Below are 20,717 nucleotides of genomic sequence, written 5' to 3' on the forward strand. Positions count from 1 at the left end.
AGATAGCGCCCAGCAATGTTTTACTCAAAAACACCAAAGAGCGCGTTATAACACTTGGTTCCAGGTTCGAAAGTGATATTATACAAAAGTTGATAGATTGAGAAATTACAATGAACCGTCGTAAAAAAGGTAATCAGATTTTAAAAGCCCGTGCCAAAAAGGCAAATGCCAAATTAACCTCAAAAAACAAACCTAAATATATTAGCAAAGCCGATCGGGGGACAATAACCTCTGAGCCAACTGAAGACAAAAATGTCGTTTCTGAGGAGTGATGAGCATTGAGTAAGTCGTCGTCCAAAGAGAGCAAATAGTCTTAAATCCATAAATTCCCCATAAATATTGCTCTAAAAGTAAAAAAGGTAGTTAAAGCTGCCCTCATATACTTATAAAATAAAACTAAAGACTATTGGCTACCTTGTTTAACAAAGTAGTCTTTAAAAACAAAACATTCTTCACTCTCCACATAAACCAATACCCTTCATAAAACAATAGTCAATTGAGACAAAAGCGATTTTATCGACCGTGAAGATCCCTCAGGGTCTAACCTTGTGGATCCAAAAAAACTTTAGATTTGCGTAATACACACTGGGGGAACTATCCTTTATTTACTCATTTTTGGTTTGTTTTAACTGTTCATTGAACAAACCTATGAAGTGAGCATCTTTTGGTTGGCTGATGTCACTGGGTTTCTATTTATAGCCAACAAATAAGCCTCTATTTTGAGATGTTAGCTGTTTGATTCAATCAGAGGCTGTCAACTCATATAAAGTAGAGGATTTATTATGTATAGGTTAAAAAAATTAATTACTGCTGCAATATTGATTGTTATGGCGGGGTTTCCATTCCACGGGAATTCACAAACGGCACCTTACCATCTGACCAAAATAAACTCGGGATACAAGGTTGAAGGGCTACCGACGGAATTGCTGAAGGATTTGTCAAAAGTAGGTAAGAAAGAGTTAGTTGTATTGTCACTCGTCGACCCCTCATACGGACGCAGCAAAATACAAGGATATGTTCGAGCAATGGATAAAACGACTCTTTCAATTAGAACTAAGGATAGTTTCATATTTCACCCCGATTTAAATAGAACCTATATGCTGTTTGAATTGGATAGTGCTCCTGCAGCAGGCGGGAACTGTTCAGGTTGCACTCTTACTAATACAAACCTAAAAGCAACCAGTCCTCAAATCTGCTGGTGTTTTAGTAAACTCACATTAGGACAAAATAATGAATCATGCAGTCACAGTTTTACCCAGCTTCGTTTCCCTACACCAGAAGAGTCGGCATTTAAATTGAGGAAAAACATAGGAGAGCCAAACCGGTTCCAAGCTATATACTTGGAGTGCTATCCATCGTCAGGAGAAGGCGGTGAAGATTGCAGTCTATTTGACACTCTCTGTGCAGGAGGTGGGGGCGGCAGTAGTTCTTTACCAGGAGGCGGTTCTGGTTGTTCAGTGGAGTAAAGTAATCTTACTTTTTGTTATTGTTATTGTTATTGTTATTGTTAACAAAAAAGTACATGGCTTTAATTCTGAGTTGTAATTCCAATGGAAATATTGGAAAAAATAAGAAGCGGCATGCCGCCGAATGTATCGTGTATTTCGGCGGCAGCTTCATTTTTAAACATTACTCGTTGTTTCTTTGCAATAATATCACCCAGTCTTTATCACTCTTATTTTTAGGTGCTTGGAGGGTATTCATGCCTAGCCCTTTCAAGGATGTAAGTCCTAGTTGCTGAAACTCCCCTCCCTGTTTTGGGTCGAACCATCGCACTGAGTACCCAAGTGCTGACTGCCCAAGATCAATTTGGGTAGCCATGCCAGCGGGTAAATAAATCAAGTACACCTCACCTACTTTTGCAAACCCATAGGCTTGTTTATTAGTCAGTAAATGTTGAACTGGTTTCATGTCCCAAAATGGTACATTTTCTTGAAAAAAATCAATGGCAATTTTGGTTTGACGCCACAAGTTGTGACGATAACGCCAGTCTTCGGAGGTCAGATCATTGTTGGGTTGTTTACCGCCAAAGTACCACTCCACTCCTGCTCCTCCGGCCAACAGACTGCCCCATAAGGCATATCGCCTTAGTGTGTCATGGTCTGGATCTTGAAAATCATTCAGGGCACCAGTATGCCACTCACCAATTTCATCCATAGTGATCAGCCAGTCGTTACCGGCAGCTCTGGCTTTTTCACGCCAAAGTGCCAGCTCTTGATTGACGCGTGTCCTGTCATTAACTTGAAATGACAGGCCATCTAGTGGCTGAAACCCAAGCAGGGGTGGCAACAAGTGTTCTTTGTCTTCGGCAGTCGAATGTGTATGCAATAAAATATCCCATTGCGCTAATTTACTTACATCAAAGCTGTCAAAAATTCTGGTGAGGTGTAAGGCCAGACATCCTTGCCATCGCCATTAATATTCATAGTCAAAAAATAAACTGAGTTCATGCCCATTGAAGCCAAATAGTTGATTGCTCCGATCACATTCTTACCTTTGTTAACTTTCCATGTGGGGTCACCTAATTGCCAGTCTCTTTTATGGGCTGCGAACTCATGGATAGTTCCTCCTGCGCTGGCTTCACCATCTCGGTTCTGACCTGATATTCTATAAGTGTCATCGAAATCAACATAGGCCAACAAATTTTCTGGGCTATTAGCACCGCCTTTTAACCAATACTGATCTGAATATTTAAATTTGTAATACCTTTTTTCAATTTCTAATCGATCTCTATGGGCTAAATAAAATTGTGACCATCAGTTATGATCAAAATATAAGTCAACTTCTACCCATTAGTCGTTATAGTCTAAAAATTAATGTGGTGGGATTAGGCACTGCAGGGGCCGCAGCAGGAATTGGGTTAGCCGCATTGGGCCAAAAGGTGATAGCGGTTGATCATGATCAACGAAAGGTTAATGCTTCAAATCGGGGCCGTGTACCCGATGAAGACTTAAAACTAAAAACCCTTCTAACACAGGTGCGAAAATTGAATAATATGGTTGCATCATGCGATTTGCAACACGCCATATTAAGTACTGACTTAACTATGATTTGCTTAGATGGAAGCGGCATTCAAAAAATAGCAGATGACTCGGACAATATGACGCCGATTGTTGAGCAAATATCTGCAACCTTAAGATCCAATCAAGACTTTCACCTTATCGTTGTTTGCCAGCCAACAACACATGCTGACACTCATAACTTTATCGGTACAGATATCGAACAAATTACAGGCAAAACATTAGGCAAGGACTTTGGTTTATGTTTTATTCCTTTAGTGCTTAGGGAACAACGAGCATTAAGTGACTTTTATGCATTACCTAACATGACTGTGACAGCAAGCGATACAAGGAGTGAGAACTTAATAGGAAAACTTTTTAACGGATTCAATCACAAAATAAAATACACTAGGTATATTAAGATGTAATACAGGCCAATGAATGGCCTGAATTCTTTGTTTGTCAGGTGAACAATCTCCAAAACCAGCCTTTAGACAGTTCTTCTTCACAGGTTTTTAACTGAGTCGCATACTGTAAGGAACGTGCATTTACAACTTTAGCGACGTCTTTAAGCCATGCTTTGCTATTATAACTGCCTCGTTTATACCCCCCCCACCCCTCGTGATAATTAAGATACTGCAACTCCGCATCCCACTTTGATACAGCGTTTATTTTATTGGTTTTATTAATAAACCAGCCCATAAAATCAATAGCATCACTAAAGTCTGAACGCTCAGCCCAAGAGTTATTTGTTTCCCGTTTGTAATCATCCCAGGTGGGGGTCTTAGCCTGAGAATAACCATAGGCACTGCTGATACGCCCCCATGGTATCAAACCAAAAAAGAAATAGTCTTTGGGTGGACGGGCTTTAGCCTTAAAAGAACTTTCCTGATACATCATTGCCATAGGCACATGAATTGGTACACCCCACTTTGCTTTCATGTCGGTTGCAGTTTCAAACCAATCACGTTTTTCAGTAAAAATATCGCAAATATTACTAGTGTTTTGAGGCGGAGTCGTGGTGCAGGCCACTAAAAACAAGGTACTAGCCATAGTTATTAAAATAATTTTAAAAAACTGATATTTTTTTGTGAACTTTTGTTGCATAACCTACTCTTAATTAGCGTGTTCTAGTTATTATGTGTTTCCCTGGTAGTAGCTTTGAAGCCTGAATTATTTCAGGCTTTTTTTTTGCTTAAAATTAATCAGTTGTGGTAACTGCAAAATAACTACTTAGAAAATTATCGAAAGAAATATTGTCTTGCTGCTCAATAATACGTTGTTTATCTATAGATAACTTCGCATGTTCTGCCAATACCTCAGCATTCATAAATTCATAATCAGAATCTATCAATTGTTGTTTGTAATCTTCAGCCAAAGCTAAACCAAAGGTACCATTATCACATTGCTGGCTAACTAGTCGTTCTAGAATTTTGGCTGAGGGAGTCAAACTAGGATCAAGTATTTTTTGATTTTCAAGCTCTAACGCAACTGAATAATGTGTTGTGTTATTCGCATTGTCTAGGACCAAAGCCACTTCTTGCATGTCAGAGAACATCTGTAATGCCCAATTAGATAAACCTACGGATTGTTGCTCATTTAAGAGCATTAGCTCAGGGTCTCGCCCATGACCCACTACCGCACTTAAATTGACTTCGGTTTCATGGTACTGATTTGCATTCATCATCGGACTGGGTTTTGTGACACAGTACAACAAAAACACATCAAGAAAATAAAACTGATTTTCCTCAATGCCTATTGCACTAAATGGATTAACGTCTAAGGCCCGAACTTCTACGTAGCTCACGCCTCTTTTATCTAAGGCCTCTGACGGTTTTTCTAAGGACTGAGTTGGCTGTTTGGGTCTAATAGGCGAATACAATTCATTTTCAATCTGCAATACGTTGGCATTTAACTGTTGGTACTCTCCTTCTTGCTTACCAGCATATTTTTGGAAAGCCGCAGATGGCTGGTTAATGGCTGCTTTTAACGATGCAATGTAGCTGTCTACTTGGTTATAACAAATATTTAAACCCGATTGCGCACTATTGGTATACCCCAAATCACTCATTCTAAGAGACGTGGCGTAAGGCAAGTAATACGTGCCGCTTCCCAATTTTTTAAAAGGCAGATCCGTTTCTTTACCTTTGATAAACGATCCACAAATGGCAGGAGAAGCACCATACAGATAGGGTATTAACCAACAAAAGCGCCGATAATTTCTGATTAAAGAAAAATATGCTGCAGAAATTGTATCTTTATTGGCTTTTTTATCGGATTTTTCTATAGATGTTTTTTGTAACCACTGTTGCCAGAATTCGTCAGGAAGAGAAAAATTAAAATGTACCCCCGAGATAGCCTGCATCATACTTCCGTAGCGGTTTTTTAACCCTACTCGATACAGCGTTTTCATTTTGCCTACGTTAGACGAACCAAAGTTTGCGATAGGAATAGCATCTTGATCCTCAATAAAACAAGGCATACTCATAGGCCATAAACGTTCATCACCCATATTTGAAACTGCAAATTTATGCACATCATTTAACTGCCCGATAGTTTTTTGTACAGACACTTCAGGCGGTGTGATAAATTCCAGTAAAGATTCAGAAAAATCGGTAGTGATAAACTCGTGGGTCAAGGCCGACCCCAAGGCCTCTTGATGAGGGCTCTGTGCCAAACCGCCGTCTGGATTGATGCGTAAAGTTTCACGCTCTATCCCATGACGAATGCCAGTTAAGGTTTGCGCAACTGCTTGGTCTTGTAAAACATTTAAACGCTCTGCAAAAGATGTCTGATTTGCTTGCAAAATACTATCCAACTAAAATAAAAATAACCAACTTGTGGCTTCTAGTCTACCTGCAGTTTATAAATAAAGTAACTAGGGTCTATGGGTAATTTACATCGAGCAACAAATACGCCATATTGTTTGCTAGAATACGTGAAACTAATATTATGCAAATTTTTTAAATACCCGACTACATTGAAGGAAACGCTATTTTGTCTGGTTCTGACTTAAGTATTTTTGATGCACAATTTGCCATAAATCAGTTTAGCGGTAATGAATCGTTACTGGTGCAAATTTTAGAAAAATTTATCCAACAGTATCAGTCTTTTGATACCTTGATCTCAGAACAACTTCAGCAAGAAGACTTACAAACAGCCAAACAACAATTGCATACCTTAAAAGGAGTCAGTGGCAATTTAGGTATGAAGGCCTTATACCAAGCCTGTAAGGACCTTGAAGATAGTTTAGCTAATCAAGAAACTGACACCACCTTAGAAAATTTTTTGAAGGTTTTTAAACAAACATTAACCTTAATACTTAGTTTCTCAGCAAAAAAGGGTACTGAAGAAATCCCTGAAACTGCCCCTAAAAAAGATGACAAAGCATTACTAATCGCGGCATTAAAGCGCAATGAGTTTATTTCTGAGAGTAAGATTCAAAGCTATGGTCAAGCATTAGATTTGTCTTCAGAAAAACTGAATGAACTGAAACAGGCAATTGATAATTTAGATTATTCCACCGCCATTGCGCTGCTGGAGTAACAAAAGATTTTAATAGACTTGATAGATATTTTGTTTGACCATCCCGATTTTGTGGTGGTCAATAAACCCTGCAATATTTCCGTTCAAAATGAGTCTCACCAATCAGGTATTTTGCCCATCCTTTGTCAACAACTTAACGTTGAAAAATTATGGTTGGTACATAGATTGGACAAGGTAACGTCTGGTATTTTAATGCTGGCTAAACACCCCCAAGCTGCAGCAGAGTTTGGTCAGTTATTTGAGCAAAAACAAATAGAAAAGTACTATCTGGCTATCTCTGCGAAAAAACCCAAGAAAAAACAAGGTGCCGTCAAAGGCGGTATGAAAAAAGTCCGAGATGGTAAGTGGATGTTGGACAGTAGTGATACTGCTGTGGCTATCAGCCAATTTTTTAGTTTCTCTGTTTCCCCAGGCTTTAGATTATTTTTGGTGAAACCTCTTACGGGTAAGACACATCAAATTCGGGTGGCCTTAAAAAGCATAGGCAGCCCTATCTTAGGGGATGAGTTATACAAAGGGGCGAGCTCTGACCGCACTTATCTTCACGCGTATTGCATTCGTTTTCACTATCAAGGACAAGCCATTTGCATCATGTGCCCGCCAAATAAAGGTGATGAATTTGTCAGTGATAACACTAAGCAACAAGTCACCGAGTTAGCATCACCTTGGACACTCAAATGGCCTAACATCAAATGGCCCCAACAAAAACATGCAGGTTAAGTCGCGACTTAAATTTCCTACATTAGCGATTGTTGGCAAAGGTGCTATAGGCGGATTAATGGGGTTTAAGTGCCACCAGCTTGGCTATAATTATCAGCACTTAGTAAAAACACAACCGCAACCACTGTTTAAGGTAACCGATATAACTGGCGTGTCACATAGTTTCACACCGAATGCCTCAGTAATAACTCAGCCTAACCCATTTGATTTACTAATATTGCCGGTCAAAGCGTACCAAGTCATGTCGGTGCTAGAGCAATTAGCACCCTTTATTGAACCACATCATATAATAATGCTACTGCATAACGGTATGGGTACCATAGAGCAGGTTAAAGAAAAGCTACCTAATAATCCATTGATCGCCGCCACTACCAGTTACGGGGCATTTAAACCGGATGCAAACACACTGCTAGAAACAGGTTTAGGTCAAACTCACCTGGGCTGGATAGGCAGTGTTGATATAACGTTAAAACAAGCCATAGAGCCCATACTTTCAGCGCTACTACCACCGAGTCACTGGCATCAAGATATCGCTTTAGCATTATGGAAAAAGTTAGCAATCAATTCGGTGATTAATCCCCTTACCGCCATTCACAACTTAAAAAACGGCGAGCTTGCAGATATAAAATATAACGCCAACATTTCTAATATTTGTTTGGAAATCTCAACGGTGATGAGAGCACTCGATTACTCAATTGACAGCACTGAACTCATTAAAAACGTGCAGCAAGTGATATCAGCCACAGCTAATAACTACTCTTCGATGCATCAAGACCTGAAGTTTAAACGTCACACAGAAATTGAGTTTATTAATGGTTATGTCATCTCTAAGGCTACTGAGTTAAATATAAAGGTGCCACATAACCAACGTTTGCTTGAGCAAATAAGACAGTTAGAATAACCAAATCGGCTAAGCTATAACGTCCAGGGCTCAAGTTATTAAATTTTTTTTCTGTGTCCCCTCATTGACTTAGATCAACAACAGCAAGATCCGCCTGTTTATACTGAGTGCAGATTCAGTTAACAGGTGCATAATTATGAAACAGAATGTTGGAATTTTAGATACCACGATCCGTAGTATTGTAGGTGTGGCATGCTTAGCCCTAGCGGCCGAAGGCCTTTTTCCACAAGCTATCTCTATTGCCCTTTTAGTGATTGGGTCATTACTTTGGGTAACAAGTAGTTTTGGGGTATGTTTTATCTATAAAATTCTTAACCTAGACACATACCCTGGTGCAGGACATGGTTTAACTCAGTGGTATCCAAGAACTTAGAATAGGTATCTCAATACACTTTACCTTTCAGGCCAGCTAAAGCTGTTCCATATTTATCGCGCTAAATACATCGTACGTGGTTTTTATTCTTGGCATGCAATTAATATTTTTGAATCTCGATAAATTTAAAAGCACGCTTCGCGCCATCATCCAGCGCGGCGTCCGCATGATGGTTTTTGACTCGAAGGGATTCTAGTCAAAATCCCGCAGGACGCGGGTGCCCGACAGGGCATAAAATAAAAGTCATAAAATTCAAACGTCAATCGCTATCGACTATCTTGTGTGTCTGATAATTATGTTCTGGCTATATTAATTTCTTTCTCTGTGTAGCGAAGCGCTCTGTGATTTCTGTGGTAGAAAGCTTTTAAAAGCTGAAAAACCAAAGTTTAAGATTTTCTACCACAGAAGGCGCACAATGCACAGAGAAAAGCAAAGTCTATTGATTATCCAAGTCTTGATCTGACCAAATTTCGGCAGTAAATTGGCTGAAAACGTAATTAGATCAAACTTTAAAATGGATTAGTATTAATCTTTACAGCTACTCATACCTAAATATCTTCTTCTTAAATTTTGTAAAACGAATCCGCTATCTTTCAAACGTACGAGTTTTCCAGCTTCGCTGGGCAAACAAAAAGGACACCGAAGTGTCCTTTTTAAAAGATAAATTATGGTTGTTATTCAGCTTGAGTTTCTGGCTTCATATGTGGAAACAAGATCACGTCTTTAATCGTTGGACTGTCAGTAAATAACATCACCAAGCGATCTATGCCTATGCCCTCTCCCGCTGTTGGCGGTAAACCATATTCCAAGGCTCGAATGTAATCTTCGTCAAAGTGCATGGCTTCATCATCGCCTGCGTCTTTTTCTTCGACTTGTTTACGGAAACGAGCAGCTTGGTCTTCGGAATCATTTAACTCCGAGAAACCATTGGCCAATTCACGACCACCTACAAAAAATTCAAAACGGTCGGTGACAAAACTGTTGTCATCATTTCTTCGCGCCAGTGGAGAGACTTCCCAAGGGTAAGCGGTAATAAAGGTGGGTTGGTCGAGTTTTTCTTCAGCCGTGGCTTCGAAAATTTCACACAAATATTTGCCTGCACCCCAAATCCCGTCTACTTCTGGCTCTTTAATATGCAGCAGCTTAGCCATGACTTTAAGTTCAGCTAAATGGTTTTCAGGATCATTAATCGCGTCAACATTTGCTTCAGGCCAGTATTTGATGACGGCTTGGTTCATGCTTAAACGGGCAAATGGCTGACCAAAATCGTAGTTTACTTCACTGACTACATTGCCTTCGGTGTCTTTAGTGGTGTTTTTGATGATGGTGGTGCCCAACACGTCTTGCGCCACTTTACGTAACATTTCTTCGGTTAGATTCATTAAATCATGATAATCAGCATAAGACTGATAAAACTCTAACATCGTGAATTCAGGGTTATGTCTAGTCGACAGACCTTCGTTTCTGAAATTACGGTTAATTTCGAATACACGCTCAAAACCACCTACTACTAAACGTTTGAGATAAAGTTCAGGGGCGACACGTAAATACATATCGATATCAAGGGCGTTGTGATGCGTAGTGAAAGGTTTAGCTGTGGCACCACCTGGTATCACTTGCAACATGGGAGTTTCGACTTCCATAAAATCACGTTCAATTAAAAAATTGCGAATGCCACTGACAATCTTACTGCGGATCATAAACGTATCGCGGGTTTGCTGATTAGTGATCAAGTCCACATAACGTTGACGATATTTGGTTTCTTGATCAGCCAAACCATGGAATTTTTCAGGTAGTGGACGCAATGATTTAGTCAACAATTGGTATTCGGCCATATTGACATACAAATCGCCTTTACCTGACTTGTGTAACACGCCTTTCACACCAATTATGTCGCCTATATCTAAGCTACCGTAACGCTCTTTAATATCTTTTTGGATGTCTTTGGAAGCATACGACTGAATCCGACCTGTCATATCTTGTAATGACAAAAATGGTCCACGCTTAGCTAAGATACGACCTGCAATACTCACTACTTTACCTAGTTCTTCTAAAGCCGGTTTTTCATGCTCACCAAAGGCTTTTTGTAATTCATCACTGTAAAATTCGCGGCGAAAGTCATTAGGGTAACCATTGGATTGACAGTTTTCTCTAATGTGAGAAAGTTTAGCGCGGCGCTCTGCAATCAACTTATTTTCATCTTGTGTTTGTTCGGTCATCGACTTTCCTGATATTGCTTTGCTGTGTTAGGTATTACAGACCAGATTTTAAACTGGCTTGAATAAATTTGTCTAAATCGCCGTCTAATACGGCTTGTGTATTGCGGGTTTCTACCCCAGTACGTAAATCTTTAATCCGTGAATCATCCAGTACGTAAGAGCGTATTTGGCTACCCCAACCTATGTCGGACTTGCCGTCTTCCATGGTTTGTTTTTCTTCATTCTGTTTATGCATTTCGTGTTCATAAAGCTTGGCCTTTAACTGTTTCATGGCCTGTGCTTTATTTTTGTGCTGGGAACGGTCGTTTTGACATTGCACCACTATGTTAGTGGGTTCGTGAGTAATACGTACCGCCGAATCTGTGCGGTTAACGTGTTGACCACCGGCACCTGAAGCACGATAAGTATCAATTCTCAGATCAGAAGGATCGATTTCAATCTCGATATCATCATCCACTTCAGGATAAGCAAAAGCAGAAGCGAAAGACGTATGCCTACGGCTGCCAGAATCAAAAGGTGATTTCCTCACTAATCGATGCACCCCCGTCTCAGTGCGTATCCAACCAAAGGCATAATCGCCGCTAAATTTAATAGTGGCACTTTTAATACCGGCTACATCACCATCTGAGACTTCAATTAATTCTGTTTTAAAGCCGTGGGCTTCACCCCAGCGTAAATACATACGCAGCAGCATATTCGCCCAATCTTGTGCTTCGGTTCCTCCTGACCCTGACTGGATATCAATATATCCATGATTGGCGTCATTTGGCCCAGAAAACATGCGTCGAAATTCCAGTAATTCGAGTTTTTTAATCAGCTCAGCAAGTTCAGACTCGGCCTCATTAAAAGTATCTTGATCTTCGGCTTCAACTGCCAGTTCAACCAAACCTTCAACATCCTCAGTCCCCTGCTCTAGAAGAACGATGGTTTCGACGATCAGTTCAAGCGCCACTTTTTCTTTACCTAAGGCTTGAGCTCGCTCAGGTTGATTCCAAGCATCAGGGCTTTCTAATTCGCGATTAACTTCTTCAAGGCGTTCTTTCTTTTGATCATAGTCAAAGATACCCCCGGAGTGACTCGGCACGTAGTCTTATATCCGCTAACGCATTATGTACTGGATTGATTTCAAACATGAATAATAGGGTTACACTCGAAATAAAAAGAGACGGATTTTAACGGATTTTACGCGCTAATAATAGGGAGAGTATTAGAATTAACCATGCGCACTTATTGTTTAAGTGTCAGCTCATTGGATTTAGATTTAGCTTTATCTTTTTCAGAATACCAATGTCCCATAAAATCAGCATAAATAGCTTGCTCAATTTCTATCGCTCGTTCAGTAGGGCAAAAGATAGTAATGCCGATTTCTGTATCCCCAAGCTCAGTGGTTGATACTTTAATAAGTGGGTCTGGGCCAGCAATGGTAATGTCCAAACGCCTTTCAATCATTTGATTATAACGCACGGCCACATCATAAAAATCTGCACAATAAGATTTTGCGATCTCGACTATTTTATCAATAAACACGAAGGGATTGACACTCTGATCTCGGGTAATAATAAAATGATGGGTGGCATAACGTTTTAAAAAATTTAAGTTTTTGATTGGGCTAGTCATCAATTTATTATTAGGGATAAACAATGTTTTACCTGAAAATTCGTAGGTCTTAATGTTTACTTCTAATAATGTGGTTTTTATCCAATCTGTGGCCGAGACTTCGCCAACAAAATGATCGACTTCAATCCAGTCTCCGATACGAAAAGGTCGCGTTGAAACTAAATAGAAAAAGCCAATAACACATTGAATGAATTCTCGGGTCGCCAACACTATAGCCACAGAAAAAGCAGCAATTGAAAATGCGAAGGTTTGCATCTCCGCCGCCCAAAGGCTAAACAATGAGACTATGAGTACAAAATTTAAAAAGTTCTTAACGTTGTTAACTAAATCCCTTCTGTCTTCACCTTTATTTTTAGCGTATTTACGCACCAATTTAACGAGTCCATATTTCGTCAGCAATGCCAAAAATGTGATGGAGAAGGTTAAAATCAGTTTGTTTTCAAAAATGTTCTGTATAAATTCCATATAGAATATTTAGCTTTATAAGGGTCTAAAAATGCAAAGTATACACAACTATGAATCAGAGAATATATTGATTGCTCCCACAACTAAAAATAACACTTTACCTTAAGCCTAGGCTGCAAGTAATATGCAAAACCTAGTATTACCGGACGTTAAAATTGCGCATTGCTATTTTATCTCGTAACCCAAAACTTTATTCAACTCGCCGCCTAGTTGAGGCCGGAACAGCCCTCGGTCATCAAGTAGATGTCATTGATACTATCCACTGTTATATGGATATCACCAGTAGCCGATCTTCCGTCAGATATAATGGTAAACCACTCCCCTATTATGATGCGGTTATTCCACGTATAGGTACATCGGTTACTTTTTATGGCACCTCTGTGGTTAGGCAATTCGAAATGATGGGCACCTTTAGTGTGAATGAATCGGTCGCCATCAGTCGTTCTAGGGACAAGTTACGGTCGTTACAGCTATTGTCTCGAAAGGGCATTGGCATGCCAAGAATAGGTTTTGCTCACCACCCTGACAAAATTGACGATTTAATCAAAAATATTGGCGGTGCGCCCGTTTTCACTGGGCTTAGATGGCATTGAAACCGCTACAGGTAAAGACGTGGCCAGTATGATTATTCGGTTTTTAGAAAAAAATGCCAAACCCAATAGCAACAAAACCCGAGGAAAAGGCTAAATGCAAGTGCTTGAAATTGGTGGCGTCAGAGTAAAACCAGGTGAAACAAAACGTATAGAACTGCCTAGGTGTGGTTAACGTGATGCGTGAAATCGGCATGTTAAATAAACGTCAACGCCAAGGTCATAAAATTCCTAAGTTTGTGGCACGTCAAAGTGGTTGGGTACGTGCAACAGAAAACGGCTTTGTAAGCCATGTTGCGCAATTAGGTGACCATGTTAACAAAGGAGCTTTATTGGCCATTATTGCCGATCCATACGGAACTGAATTAAGCAAAGTACTTTGCCCTGAAGAAGGCGTAATTATAGGCAAACAAAATATTCCCTTAACTCAAGAGGGTGAAGCCATGTATCACATAGCTTATTTTAGAAAACCTGATTTAGTCGCCGAACACCTCGAATTATTACAAGACAATTTTGTTTTGGAAGATCCTTCTATTATCGATTAAAGAGTAACTCAGATGAATAATAAACATTTAGTTGGCGCACTTGAGCTATGTGATTTACCCCAACTCAAGCTTAACTCAATAGAGACAAGAGTAGACACGGGTGCCACCACATCATCATTACATGTGGACAATATTGTCGAGTTTAAAAAAGAAAAGGAAAAGGGAAAGGGAAAGGGAAAGTGGGTACGATTTGATATACACCCTGACACACATGATGTGAACCAAGTAGTGCAAAGAGAAGCCAAAGTCAAAAGTGTTCGCAAGGTTAAGAGCTCTAACGCGACCCACCAAAGACGCCTTGTCATCGAAACCGATATATTAATTGCCGGAATGCGCTGGTGTATCGAGCTCACACTTACAGACCGCTCTGAAATGAAATATCTGATGTTGCTTGGCAGGGAAGCCATGTCTGGGCGTTTAATTGTTGACCCAGAACATGAATTTTTACTAGCCAAATAGGCAAAGATATTATTATTAAGAATGTCTTTGCAATCATCAAACTGAAACCTAGCTATATTTAACTGTTTAGGCTTTTAACTTAGTTAGGGTTTCGACCAACTCTTTTCCGAGAGACTTTAACGCTTTTTCGGTTTTAACATCGTTAATATTGCCGTCGCCGTCAAACATAGCAAACGCGCCACCTACCGCTTTTTGATTGGGTAGTACCATAGTGCCTAAATTTTCCATCAACATACGCAATACAACTAAAACCCGCATACCGCCTAATGCACCTGGCGATGCGCCCATGATCGCTGCTACCTTGCCCCGATAGGCCGCCATATTGGCTTCATCGCCGGTTTTTCTGGATGCCCAATCAATCGCATTCTTAAATAAGCTACTATAGGAACTGTTGTATTCAGGAGATGAAATTAAAAAGCCGTCATGACTTATCATTAATTCCTTGAAGGCTTGAGCAGCAACAGGCATGCCTTGTTGTGCCTCTAAGTCTTCATTAAAAAAAGGCATGTCAAAATCTTCAAGGTTGATAATAGTGACCTCTGCGCCAGCCTCCCGAGCACCTTTCGCAGCAATAGCGACCACTTTTTTATTCACTGAATCTTTTCTACCACTACCTGCAAAAGCTAAAATTTTTATCATATTGGTTGTCTCACTTGTTGGTAAATATTGATAGATAAACCATGCACAAGATTAAGTATGCTTTATCCGAAAGTATTTTATATCATCTAAAAACTAACAACCCGCTAAATAGCGGGTTGTTAGTTTATGTGTTGCGTTAGCTCGAAACGCAAAGTTAAAAATATTACATTTTCTCCATCGTCTCAATACCTAACAAGTCCAAGCCAGACTGTAATGTTTTAGCTGTCAACTGAGCTAACATTAAACGACTATTTTTAGTCTGTTCATCAATCCCCTCTTTTAATATTGGGCAAGCTTCGTAGAAACTCATAAATAAACTGGCTAGCTCATACATGTAAGTACAAAGCACATGAGGTGTGGCCTCGCTTGATACTTGTTTTATCGCTTCGACAAATTGCATTAATTTGACGGCTAACAATTGTTCTTGAACCTCTTCAAGCTGGATCTCTGCCTGTAAGTTCACATCATCAGCATGAGCTTTTCTGAAAATACTTTGTACACGGGCGTAGGCATATTGCAAATAAGGCGCGGTATTGCCTTCAAAACTGAGCATAGTGTCCCAGTTGAAAATGTAATCTGTGGTGCGATTTTTACTGAGATCCGCATATTTGACTGCACCAATACCCACCTTGTCAGCGATGGTTTTACGCTCTTGTGCTGACAAATCGGATTCGCGTTTATTAATCAGAATTTCAGCTCTTTCAATGGCTTCTTCTAATAATTCAGCCAACTTAACGGTTCCACCGGTACGGGTTTTAAAAGGTTTACCATCGCTACCTAACATCATCCCAAATGGGCAATGTTCATAACTTTGTTGCCCATTTATAAAACCTGCTTTACGGGCAACAATTTCTGTTTGTTTAAAATGCAAAGCTTGACGCACATCCGTAAATATCAAGGTGCGATCAGCGCCTAAAACACCATTACGATAACGAATAGCCGCTTGGTCAGTAGTAGCATACAAATATCCACCACCAGACTTTTGCACTATATAGGCTGCGGGATTGCCCTCTTTGTCAGCCATTTCCTGCAAGAAGGCCACTTGTGCACCTTGGCTTTCGGCCACTATACCTGAGGCTTTAAGCTCAGCGACTGTTGCGGCCAAATCATTATTGTAAGCACTTTCACCCATTACATCGCTGCGTTTAAGGCTGACATTAAGTTTGTCGTACACTTCTTCGCTGTGGGCGATAGATACATCAATAAAATTTTGCCATAGTTGCATACACTGGGCATCGCCACCTTGTAACTTCACCACATAATCCCGAGCACGATCCGCAAACCCCTCTTCATTATCAAAGCGCACTTTAGCTGCTCGGTAAAAATCTTCTAAATCAGATAATGCAGTTTCGGCAATTTCATTCGCGGCTAACTTGTCATTTAAATGCGCCAGTAACATGCCAAATTGTGTGCCCCAATCACCCATATGATTTTGACGAATAACTTTATGACCTAAAAATTCCAGCGTTTTAGCCACGGCGTCACCAATAATGGTGCTACGTAAATGTCCAACGTGCATTTCTTTAGCAAGGTTGGGCGCTGAGTAATCCACTACGACAGTTTGTTGCTGTTCCGCTTCAATGCCAAGACGAGTATCTGCATTAGCGGCTTGGAGTTGCTGGGCTAGCCACTGAGGTTTTAGGTAAATGTTAATAAAACCTGGACCTGCGACTTCGAGCTTTTCTGCTTCGTCATCTAAATCAACAGCATCCACAATTTTTTGAGCAATATCCCGCGGGTTTTGTTTAAGCACTTTTGATAATGCCATAGCGCCATTAAACTGATAATGCCCAAATCCAATACGGGTGCTACGACTAAGTGGCGCTGACGTGCCTTCTGGTGCACCTATGGCAATAAGCGCGGCTTTAAATTTTACTAGTAAATGTGTGTGTAAGTTCATGTCTGCTCTTGTCTAAAATGCTACAGGCGGCTAAAAAATGCCTTAGTGCTCTCTGGTAGTATGAAATTCGATATCAGGGTAACGCTCTTTGGCTAGAGCCAAATTCACTCTGGTTGGTGCAATGTAAGCCAAATTATCACCCCCATCTAATGATAAATTAGCTTCTGCTTTGCGTCTGAACTCGTCGAGCTTTCTTGGATCTTTAGATGTCACCCACTGCGCTGTATAGACGTTAATATGTTCATACATTGCATCTACGTTGTACTCGCCTTTTAAACGGGCCACCACCACATCAAATTGCAAGACACCCACAGCCCCCACTATCAAATCGTTATTTTGTAACGGCCTAAATACTTGGACGGCACCTTCTTCGGCTAATTGAATCAAACCTTTTTGCAATTGTTTTTGTTTAAGTGGATCGTTTAATCGAATACGCTTAAATAATTCTGGGGCAAAATTGGGAATCCCCGCAAAGCGGAATTTTTCGCCTGCGGTAAACGTATCGCCGATTTGTATAGAGCCGTGGTTATGCAAACCAATAATGTCACCAGCGTAAGCCTCTTCCAACAACTCTCGGTCGCTGGCTAAAAAAGTCACAGCATCTGAAATTCGCACATCTTTGCCTATGCGGCTATGGTGCATCTTCATACCTTTCTCGTACTTACCCGATACTATGCGGCAAAACGCGATACGATCTCGGTGTTTTGGGTCCATATTGGCTTGAATTTTAAATACAAAACCACTGAATTTTTGTTCGCTTGATTCGACCTTGCGATCACTGGTTTCACGCCCTTGAGGTAATGGTGCCCATTCAACCAAACCATCAAGCATATGATCAACACCGAAATTTCCCATGGCAGTGCCAAAAAAAACAGGGGTTAATTCTCCAGCCAAAAATTCATCATGATTAAAATCGTGTGATGCACCTTTCACCAGTTCAAGCATATCTCGTATTTCTTCAGCGTAAACACCGATAGCGTCATCTAATTCAGGATTATGTAAGCCTTTAACAACACGCACGTCTTGAATAGTGTGACCTAAACCTGTTTTATAAAGATAAGTTTCGTCTCTTAGTAAGTGATATACACCCTTAAACTCTTTACCCATACCAATCGGCCAGGTAATAGGCGCACATTTTATATTCAGTACTTTTTCAACTTCATCTAATAAATCGATAGGATCCCGAGTATCCCTGTCGAGTTTATTCATAAAGGTAATAATTGGCGTATCACGCAACCGCGTTACATCCATTAGTTTTATGGTACGGGCTTCGACACCTTTGGCCGCGTCAATCACCATCAAACAGGAATCAACAGCAGTTAAGGTACGATAGGTATCTTCTGAGAAATCTTCATGTCCTGGAGTATCTAACAAGTTTACAGTGCATTCACGATACGGAAATTGCATCACTGAGGTGGTGACGGATATGCCCCGCTCTTTTTCCATTTCCATCCAATCAGACTTAGCATGTTGCCCTGACTTTTTGCCTTTCACCGTACCGGCTTTTTGTAAGGCATTACCGAACAACAATACTTTTTCGGTGATAGTAGTTTTACCCGCATCGGGGTGAGAGATAATCGCAAAGGTGCGGCGTTTATCAACTTCTTGTTGGAAAGACATGGAATACTCTTAAGTGACTGGTTACTAAATAATTTGGCCGCGTATTGTATATTACTCCGATAAAAAAGTCGCTAATCTGATGTATTTTTGTAGCTCGGTTCCATGTTTTATTAGGCTCTGTGCTTTTTACTGTAAGAAAGGTCGATATTGACAGCATTTATTATAAACTTTCCTATTTACTCAAACCGATGTTTAAATTATATTGGGTCGAGGTAAATTTTTTGTCTAACATTATTTAAACAAATATCATTCATAGTTTGCCATCAGGAAAACCTAACATGTCACATAGAAAAATGTTTAGTGGCGCTCAACTCAAATCATTGCGCAGAGAAGCGGGTTATACCCAAGAAGAGCTGGCTCAACGAGTGGGTATTAGCCGTGAGACTGTCTCTGCTATCGAAAATGACAAACCTGAAACCATGGATAATATCGGTGTGGGTGTAGTGAATAAGTGGTGGTCTATTTGTCGCCAAACTGCATCACAACAAACTCGCGAATCTTTCTTCTCTACTGTTATGGATTATTTTGGCTTTAACTTGAGCTGATCTTGTTTTAGTCTAGGCTTATGTTAATACGTGCCTATCTTCCCCAGATTCTTACAGCCCTCTTCGGAGGGCTTTTTGTATTTCTTGGTATTGCTACTTTTGGTAACGCATTAGCTTTCGACCGTATTTATGTAAGTTTGTTAATATTTACGGGGTTGGTTTGTAGAAAAGATATCAATGTAGTCAGTGTCATCATCATTCTAGTTTTGCAATTGATTTGGGAAGGTTTAGCCTGGAATATACTGGTAGATGAAAATCTGGTTAAGGTCATATTTTATTTAACCGCTCTCTATGCAGTCTTCTATTTTCGTTATGATTGGTTAGCAAAAATGGTGGCGACGATTGTAATCATAGCTTCTGTAAGCGAATTGTACTGGTACTTAAATGACTACAGTGCCCCAGAAATATATTGGTATATATGGATTATGATTTCTAACCTTTTAATTAGGCACCTAGTTTTCTGCCGAGTCAGCTTTGTGGACAGGTATTACCCTACAAAAGGGGAATCAGTAAATTTAGATTGGGTTATCTATAAATTTAATGCCGCGCTAACTATACTTCAAGCCGCAATGGTTTTTGAGTACTTATCACGACACTTACTAGGCTTCAACGATATACTGATCGTATATTATTCCTACTCTTATATTATTCACATTATCGGAACAATAACTATTTGGGCCATATTTACCGAAAGCTATAAACGCCTAATTCCCAAACTACTTAAAGCTTAGACTCCCCTTAAGGCCAAAAAACCTACATAATCAGTTTTGTGGAAATTGTTCCACTACAATATTGATAATTAGGAAAAGTGATGAAACTCTCTACACCAACGCTGTTATGTTTAACAGCCTTCATGAGTCTAACCAATAGCTATTTTGCTCACAGTACATCTAGCATGGAAAATGTTAAAAACGTTGATAATTTGATCATACTCGACCAGTTCATTCTAGATAAAAAAACACAACAACGCCCTCTAGTTGCTGGCCTTTCTATTAAGAAGCCACCACAAAATACTCTGACAGCTGGCCTTTCACTGAAAAAACCACCCTATGTTTAGGTCGTTTTCTAGTAGATAGCCAGACTCAAAAATTCGCCGTCCTCATTGGACTGTGCTCAGAAAAAGCATATTTTTTACTTTTAACTATAAGAATCATAAACTTACCCAATATAGTGAAATTATTTCACCTCGTGGAGTCAAATCCACATTTTTATTTGTATGATTAACATCGAGAATGAAAGTAAAGATTAAAAATAAAAATTATTCACTACTTTGCTGCTGTTTCAATAATGATAAGAGGAATTAAAAATGTATATTAATGGTGCGGACTTGAGAAAAATGCGTCTTGATGCAGGGTTAACCACAGTTAAAATGGCAAAACTTGCTAACGTGAAAACTCGTAAGACTTACGAAAATTGGGAAAAAAATATTGGTGCACCGAGTATGAACCAATTTATTGCAATGTGTGTGGGCTGTAACTATAACTCGTCTAAGTTTGTAAAATTAGCAGTTGAACGCCAAGACACGTCAGAAAATCTAAATGTAACCGCTGCACGTCGTTAAGTTGTATTTGGGGGCTTG

General features: G+C 39.9%; 22 protein-coding genes and 2 pseudogenes. 14 read left to right on the plus strand and 10 right to left on the minus strand.

Annotated features, from left to right (window positions below):
* Positions 1-110: 110 nt before the first annotated feature.
* On the plus strand, positions 111-272 hold the full coding sequence (locus tag CXF95_RS00365; protein ID WP_101196864.1) for a DUF2986 domain-containing protein: 162 nt from the start codon (positions 111-113) through the stop codon (positions 270-272).
* A 510-nt stretch (positions 273-782) separates the two neighbouring features.
* Positions 783-1,466: a hypothetical protein gene (locus tag CXF95_RS00370; protein WP_101196865.1), complete on the plus strand. Its 684-nt coding sequence runs from the start codon at positions 783-785 to the stop codon at positions 1,464-1,466.
* 163 nt (positions 1,467-1,629) lie between these two features.
* On the opposite strand, the gene CXF95_RS00375 is transcribed toward CXF95_RS00370, so the two are convergent.
* Together CXF95_RS00375 and CXF95_RS00380 are read right to left on the minus strand one after the other, a co-directional pair.
* The gene (locus CXF95_RS00375; RefSeq protein WP_101196866.1) at positions 1,630-2,328 is read right to left on the minus strand and encodes a putative collagen-binding domain-containing protein; all 699 of its coding nucleotides are present in this window, start codon (positions 2,326-2,328) and stop codon (positions 1,630-1,632) included.
* Positions 2,329-2,354: 26 nt separating this feature from the next.
* Positions 2,355-2,639, minus strand: coding sequence for a hypothetical protein (locus tag CXF95_RS00380; RefSeq protein WP_157828020.1), 285 nt, complete (start codon positions 2,637-2,639; stop codon positions 2,355-2,357).
* Between the two features lie 110 nt (positions 2,640-2,749).
* Here CXF95_RS00380 and CXF95_RS00385 point away from each other — a divergent pair, with 110 nt between their 5' ends.
* Positions 2,750-3,427: a hypothetical protein gene (locus CXF95_RS00385; RefSeq protein ID WP_157828021.1), complete on the plus strand. Its 678-nt coding sequence runs from the start codon at positions 2,750-2,752 to the stop codon at positions 3,425-3,427.
* 34 nt (positions 3,428-3,461) lie between these two features.
* Here CXF95_RS00385 and CXF95_RS00390 read toward each other — a convergent pair whose 3' ends face one another.
* Together CXF95_RS00390 and gshA are read right to left on the minus strand one after the other, a co-directional pair.
* Positions 3,462-4,106 (minus strand): hypothetical protein, encoded by a 645-nt coding sequence (locus tag CXF95_RS00390; protein WP_198556452.1) that lies wholly within the window; start codon positions 4,104-4,106, stop codon positions 3,462-3,464.
* A gap of 94 nt (positions 4,107-4,200) precedes the next feature.
* Positions 4,201-5,805, minus strand: coding sequence for a glutamate--cysteine ligase (gshA, locus tag CXF95_RS00395; protein WP_101196869.1), 1,605 nt, complete (start codon positions 5,803-5,805; stop codon positions 4,201-4,203).
* A gap of 191 nt (positions 5,806-5,996) precedes the next feature.
* On the opposite strand from gshA, the gene CXF95_RS00400 reads away from it, so the two are divergent.
* The 4 genes from CXF95_RS00400 to CXF95_RS00415 all read left to right on the plus strand — a co-directional run bounded on the left by CXF95_RS00400 (position 5,997) and on the right by CXF95_RS00415 (position 8,539).
* Positions 5,997-6,545 (plus strand): Hpt domain-containing protein, encoded by a 549-nt coding sequence (locus CXF95_RS00400; RefSeq protein WP_101196870.1) that lies wholly within the window; start codon positions 5,997-5,999, stop codon positions 6,543-6,545.
* Between the two features lie 18 nt (positions 6,546-6,563).
* Complete coding sequence (locus tag CXF95_RS00405; protein WP_232787554.1) at positions 6,564-7,265, plus strand: TIGR01621 family pseudouridine synthase; 702 nt, start codon at positions 6,564-6,566, stop codon at positions 7,263-7,265.
* Complete coding sequence (locus tag CXF95_RS00410; RefSeq protein WP_101196871.1) at positions 7,255-8,166, plus strand: ketopantoate reductase family protein; 912 nt, start codon at positions 7,255-7,257, stop codon at positions 8,164-8,166. The genes CXF95_RS00405 and CXF95_RS00410 overlap by 11 nt, the downstream gene beginning before the upstream one ends.
* Before the next feature lie 136 nt (positions 8,167-8,302).
* A complete protein-coding gene (locus tag CXF95_RS00415) occupies positions 8,303-8,539 on the plus strand; it encodes a DUF2892 domain-containing protein (RefSeq protein WP_101196872.1) in 237 nt (78 codons plus the stop codon).
* 674 nt (positions 8,540-9,213) lie between these two features.
* Here CXF95_RS00415 and lysS read toward each other — a convergent pair.
* From lysS to CXF95_RS00430, 3 genes are all read right to left on the minus strand, one after another.
* Entirely contained in the window at positions 9,214-10,758 is a 1,545-nt protein-coding gene (gene lysS, locus CXF95_RS00420) for a lysine--tRNA ligase (protein WP_101196873.1), read from the minus strand.
* Between the two features lie 34 nt (positions 10,759-10,792).
* Positions 10,793-11,891 (minus strand): peptide chain release factor 2 gene (gene prfB, locus CXF95_RS00425; protein WP_101196874.1). Its coding sequence is split into 2 segments (ribosomal slippage): positions 10,793-11,815 and positions 11,817-11,891, totalling 1,098 coding nucleotides; the frame shifts between segments, so codons are not numbered across the junction.
* Between the two features lie 94 nt (positions 11,892-11,985).
* Positions 11,986-12,840, minus strand: a complete 855-nt coding sequence (locus tag CXF95_RS00430; RefSeq protein ID WP_101196875.1) for a mechanosensitive ion channel family protein — start codon at positions 12,838-12,840, stop codon at positions 11,986-11,988.
* 155 nt (positions 12,841-12,995) lie between these two features.
* Between CXF95_RS00430 and CXF95_RS00435 the strand changes: the two are divergent.
* The 3 genes and pseudogenes from CXF95_RS00435 to CXF95_RS00445 all read left to right on the plus strand — a co-directional run.
* Positions 12,996-13,409 (plus strand): annotated as a pseudogene (locus CXF95_RS00435) (30S ribosomal protein S6--L-glutamate ligase); the annotation flags it as partial.
* Positions 13,410-13,594: 185 nt separating this feature from the next.
* Positions 13,595-13,975 (plus strand): annotated as a pseudogene (locus CXF95_RS00440) (succinylglutamate desuccinylase/aspartoacylase family protein); the annotation flags it as partial.
* 12 nt (positions 13,976-13,987) lie between these two features.
* A complete protein-coding gene (locus CXF95_RS00445) occupies positions 13,988-14,434 on the plus strand; it encodes a RimK/LysX family protein (protein ID WP_101196876.1) in 447 nt (148 codons plus the stop codon).
* 66 nt (positions 14,435-14,500) lie between these two features.
* Here the strand turns inward: CXF95_RS00445 and CXF95_RS00450 are convergent, their stop codons facing one another.
* The 3 genes from CXF95_RS00450 to prfC form a co-directional block, all read right to left on the minus strand.
* Positions 14,501-15,073: an NADPH-dependent FMN reductase gene (locus CXF95_RS00450; protein WP_101196877.1), complete on the minus strand. Its 573-nt coding sequence runs from the start codon at positions 15,071-15,073 to the stop codon at positions 14,501-14,503.
* A gap of 163 nt (positions 15,074-15,236) precedes the next feature.
* Positions 15,237-16,973 carry an arginine--tRNA ligase gene (gene argS / locus CXF95_RS00455; protein WP_101196878.1) on the minus strand — a complete coding sequence of 579 codons (1,737 nt, stop codon included), beginning with the start codon at positions 16,971-16,973 and terminating at the stop codon, positions 15,237-15,239.
* A gap of 42 nt (positions 16,974-17,015) precedes the next feature.
* Positions 17,016-18,593 (minus strand): peptide chain release factor 3, encoded by a 1,578-nt coding sequence (gene prfC, locus CXF95_RS00460; RefSeq protein WP_101196879.1) that lies wholly within the window; start codon positions 18,591-18,593, stop codon positions 17,016-17,018.
* 278 nt (positions 18,594-18,871) lie between these two features.
* Between prfC and CXF95_RS00465 the strand changes: the two genes are divergently transcribed.
* The 4 genes from CXF95_RS00465 (at position 18,872) to CXF95_RS00480 (ending at position 20,699) form a co-directional block, all read left to right on the plus strand.
* Entirely contained in the window at positions 18,872-19,138 is a 267-nt protein-coding gene (locus CXF95_RS00465) for a helix-turn-helix domain-containing protein (RefSeq protein WP_101196880.1), read from the plus strand.
* Positions 19,139-19,158: 20 nt separating this feature from the next.
* Positions 19,159-19,869: a hypothetical protein gene (locus CXF95_RS00470; RefSeq protein WP_101196881.1), complete on the plus strand. Its 711-nt coding sequence runs from the start codon at positions 19,159-19,161 to the stop codon at positions 19,867-19,869.
* A gap of 80 nt (positions 19,870-19,949) precedes the next feature.
* Positions 19,950-20,195 carry a hypothetical protein gene (locus tag CXF95_RS00475; RefSeq protein ID WP_101196882.1) on the plus strand — a complete coding sequence of 82 codons (246 nt, stop codon included), beginning with the start codon at positions 19,950-19,952 and terminating at the stop codon, positions 20,193-20,195.
* Positions 20,196-20,444: 249 nt separating this feature from the next.
* Positions 20,445-20,699, plus strand: a complete 255-nt coding sequence (locus CXF95_RS00480; RefSeq protein ID WP_101196883.1) for a helix-turn-helix transcriptional regulator — start codon at positions 20,445-20,447, stop codon at positions 20,697-20,699.
* Positions 20,700-20,717 lie beyond the last annotated feature (18 nt).

This window comes from Paraglaciecola sp. MB-3u-78 (assembly GCF_002835935.1).
Classification (GTDB): Bacteria; Pseudomonadota; Gammaproteobacteria; order Enterobacterales; family Alteromonadaceae; genus Paraglaciecola.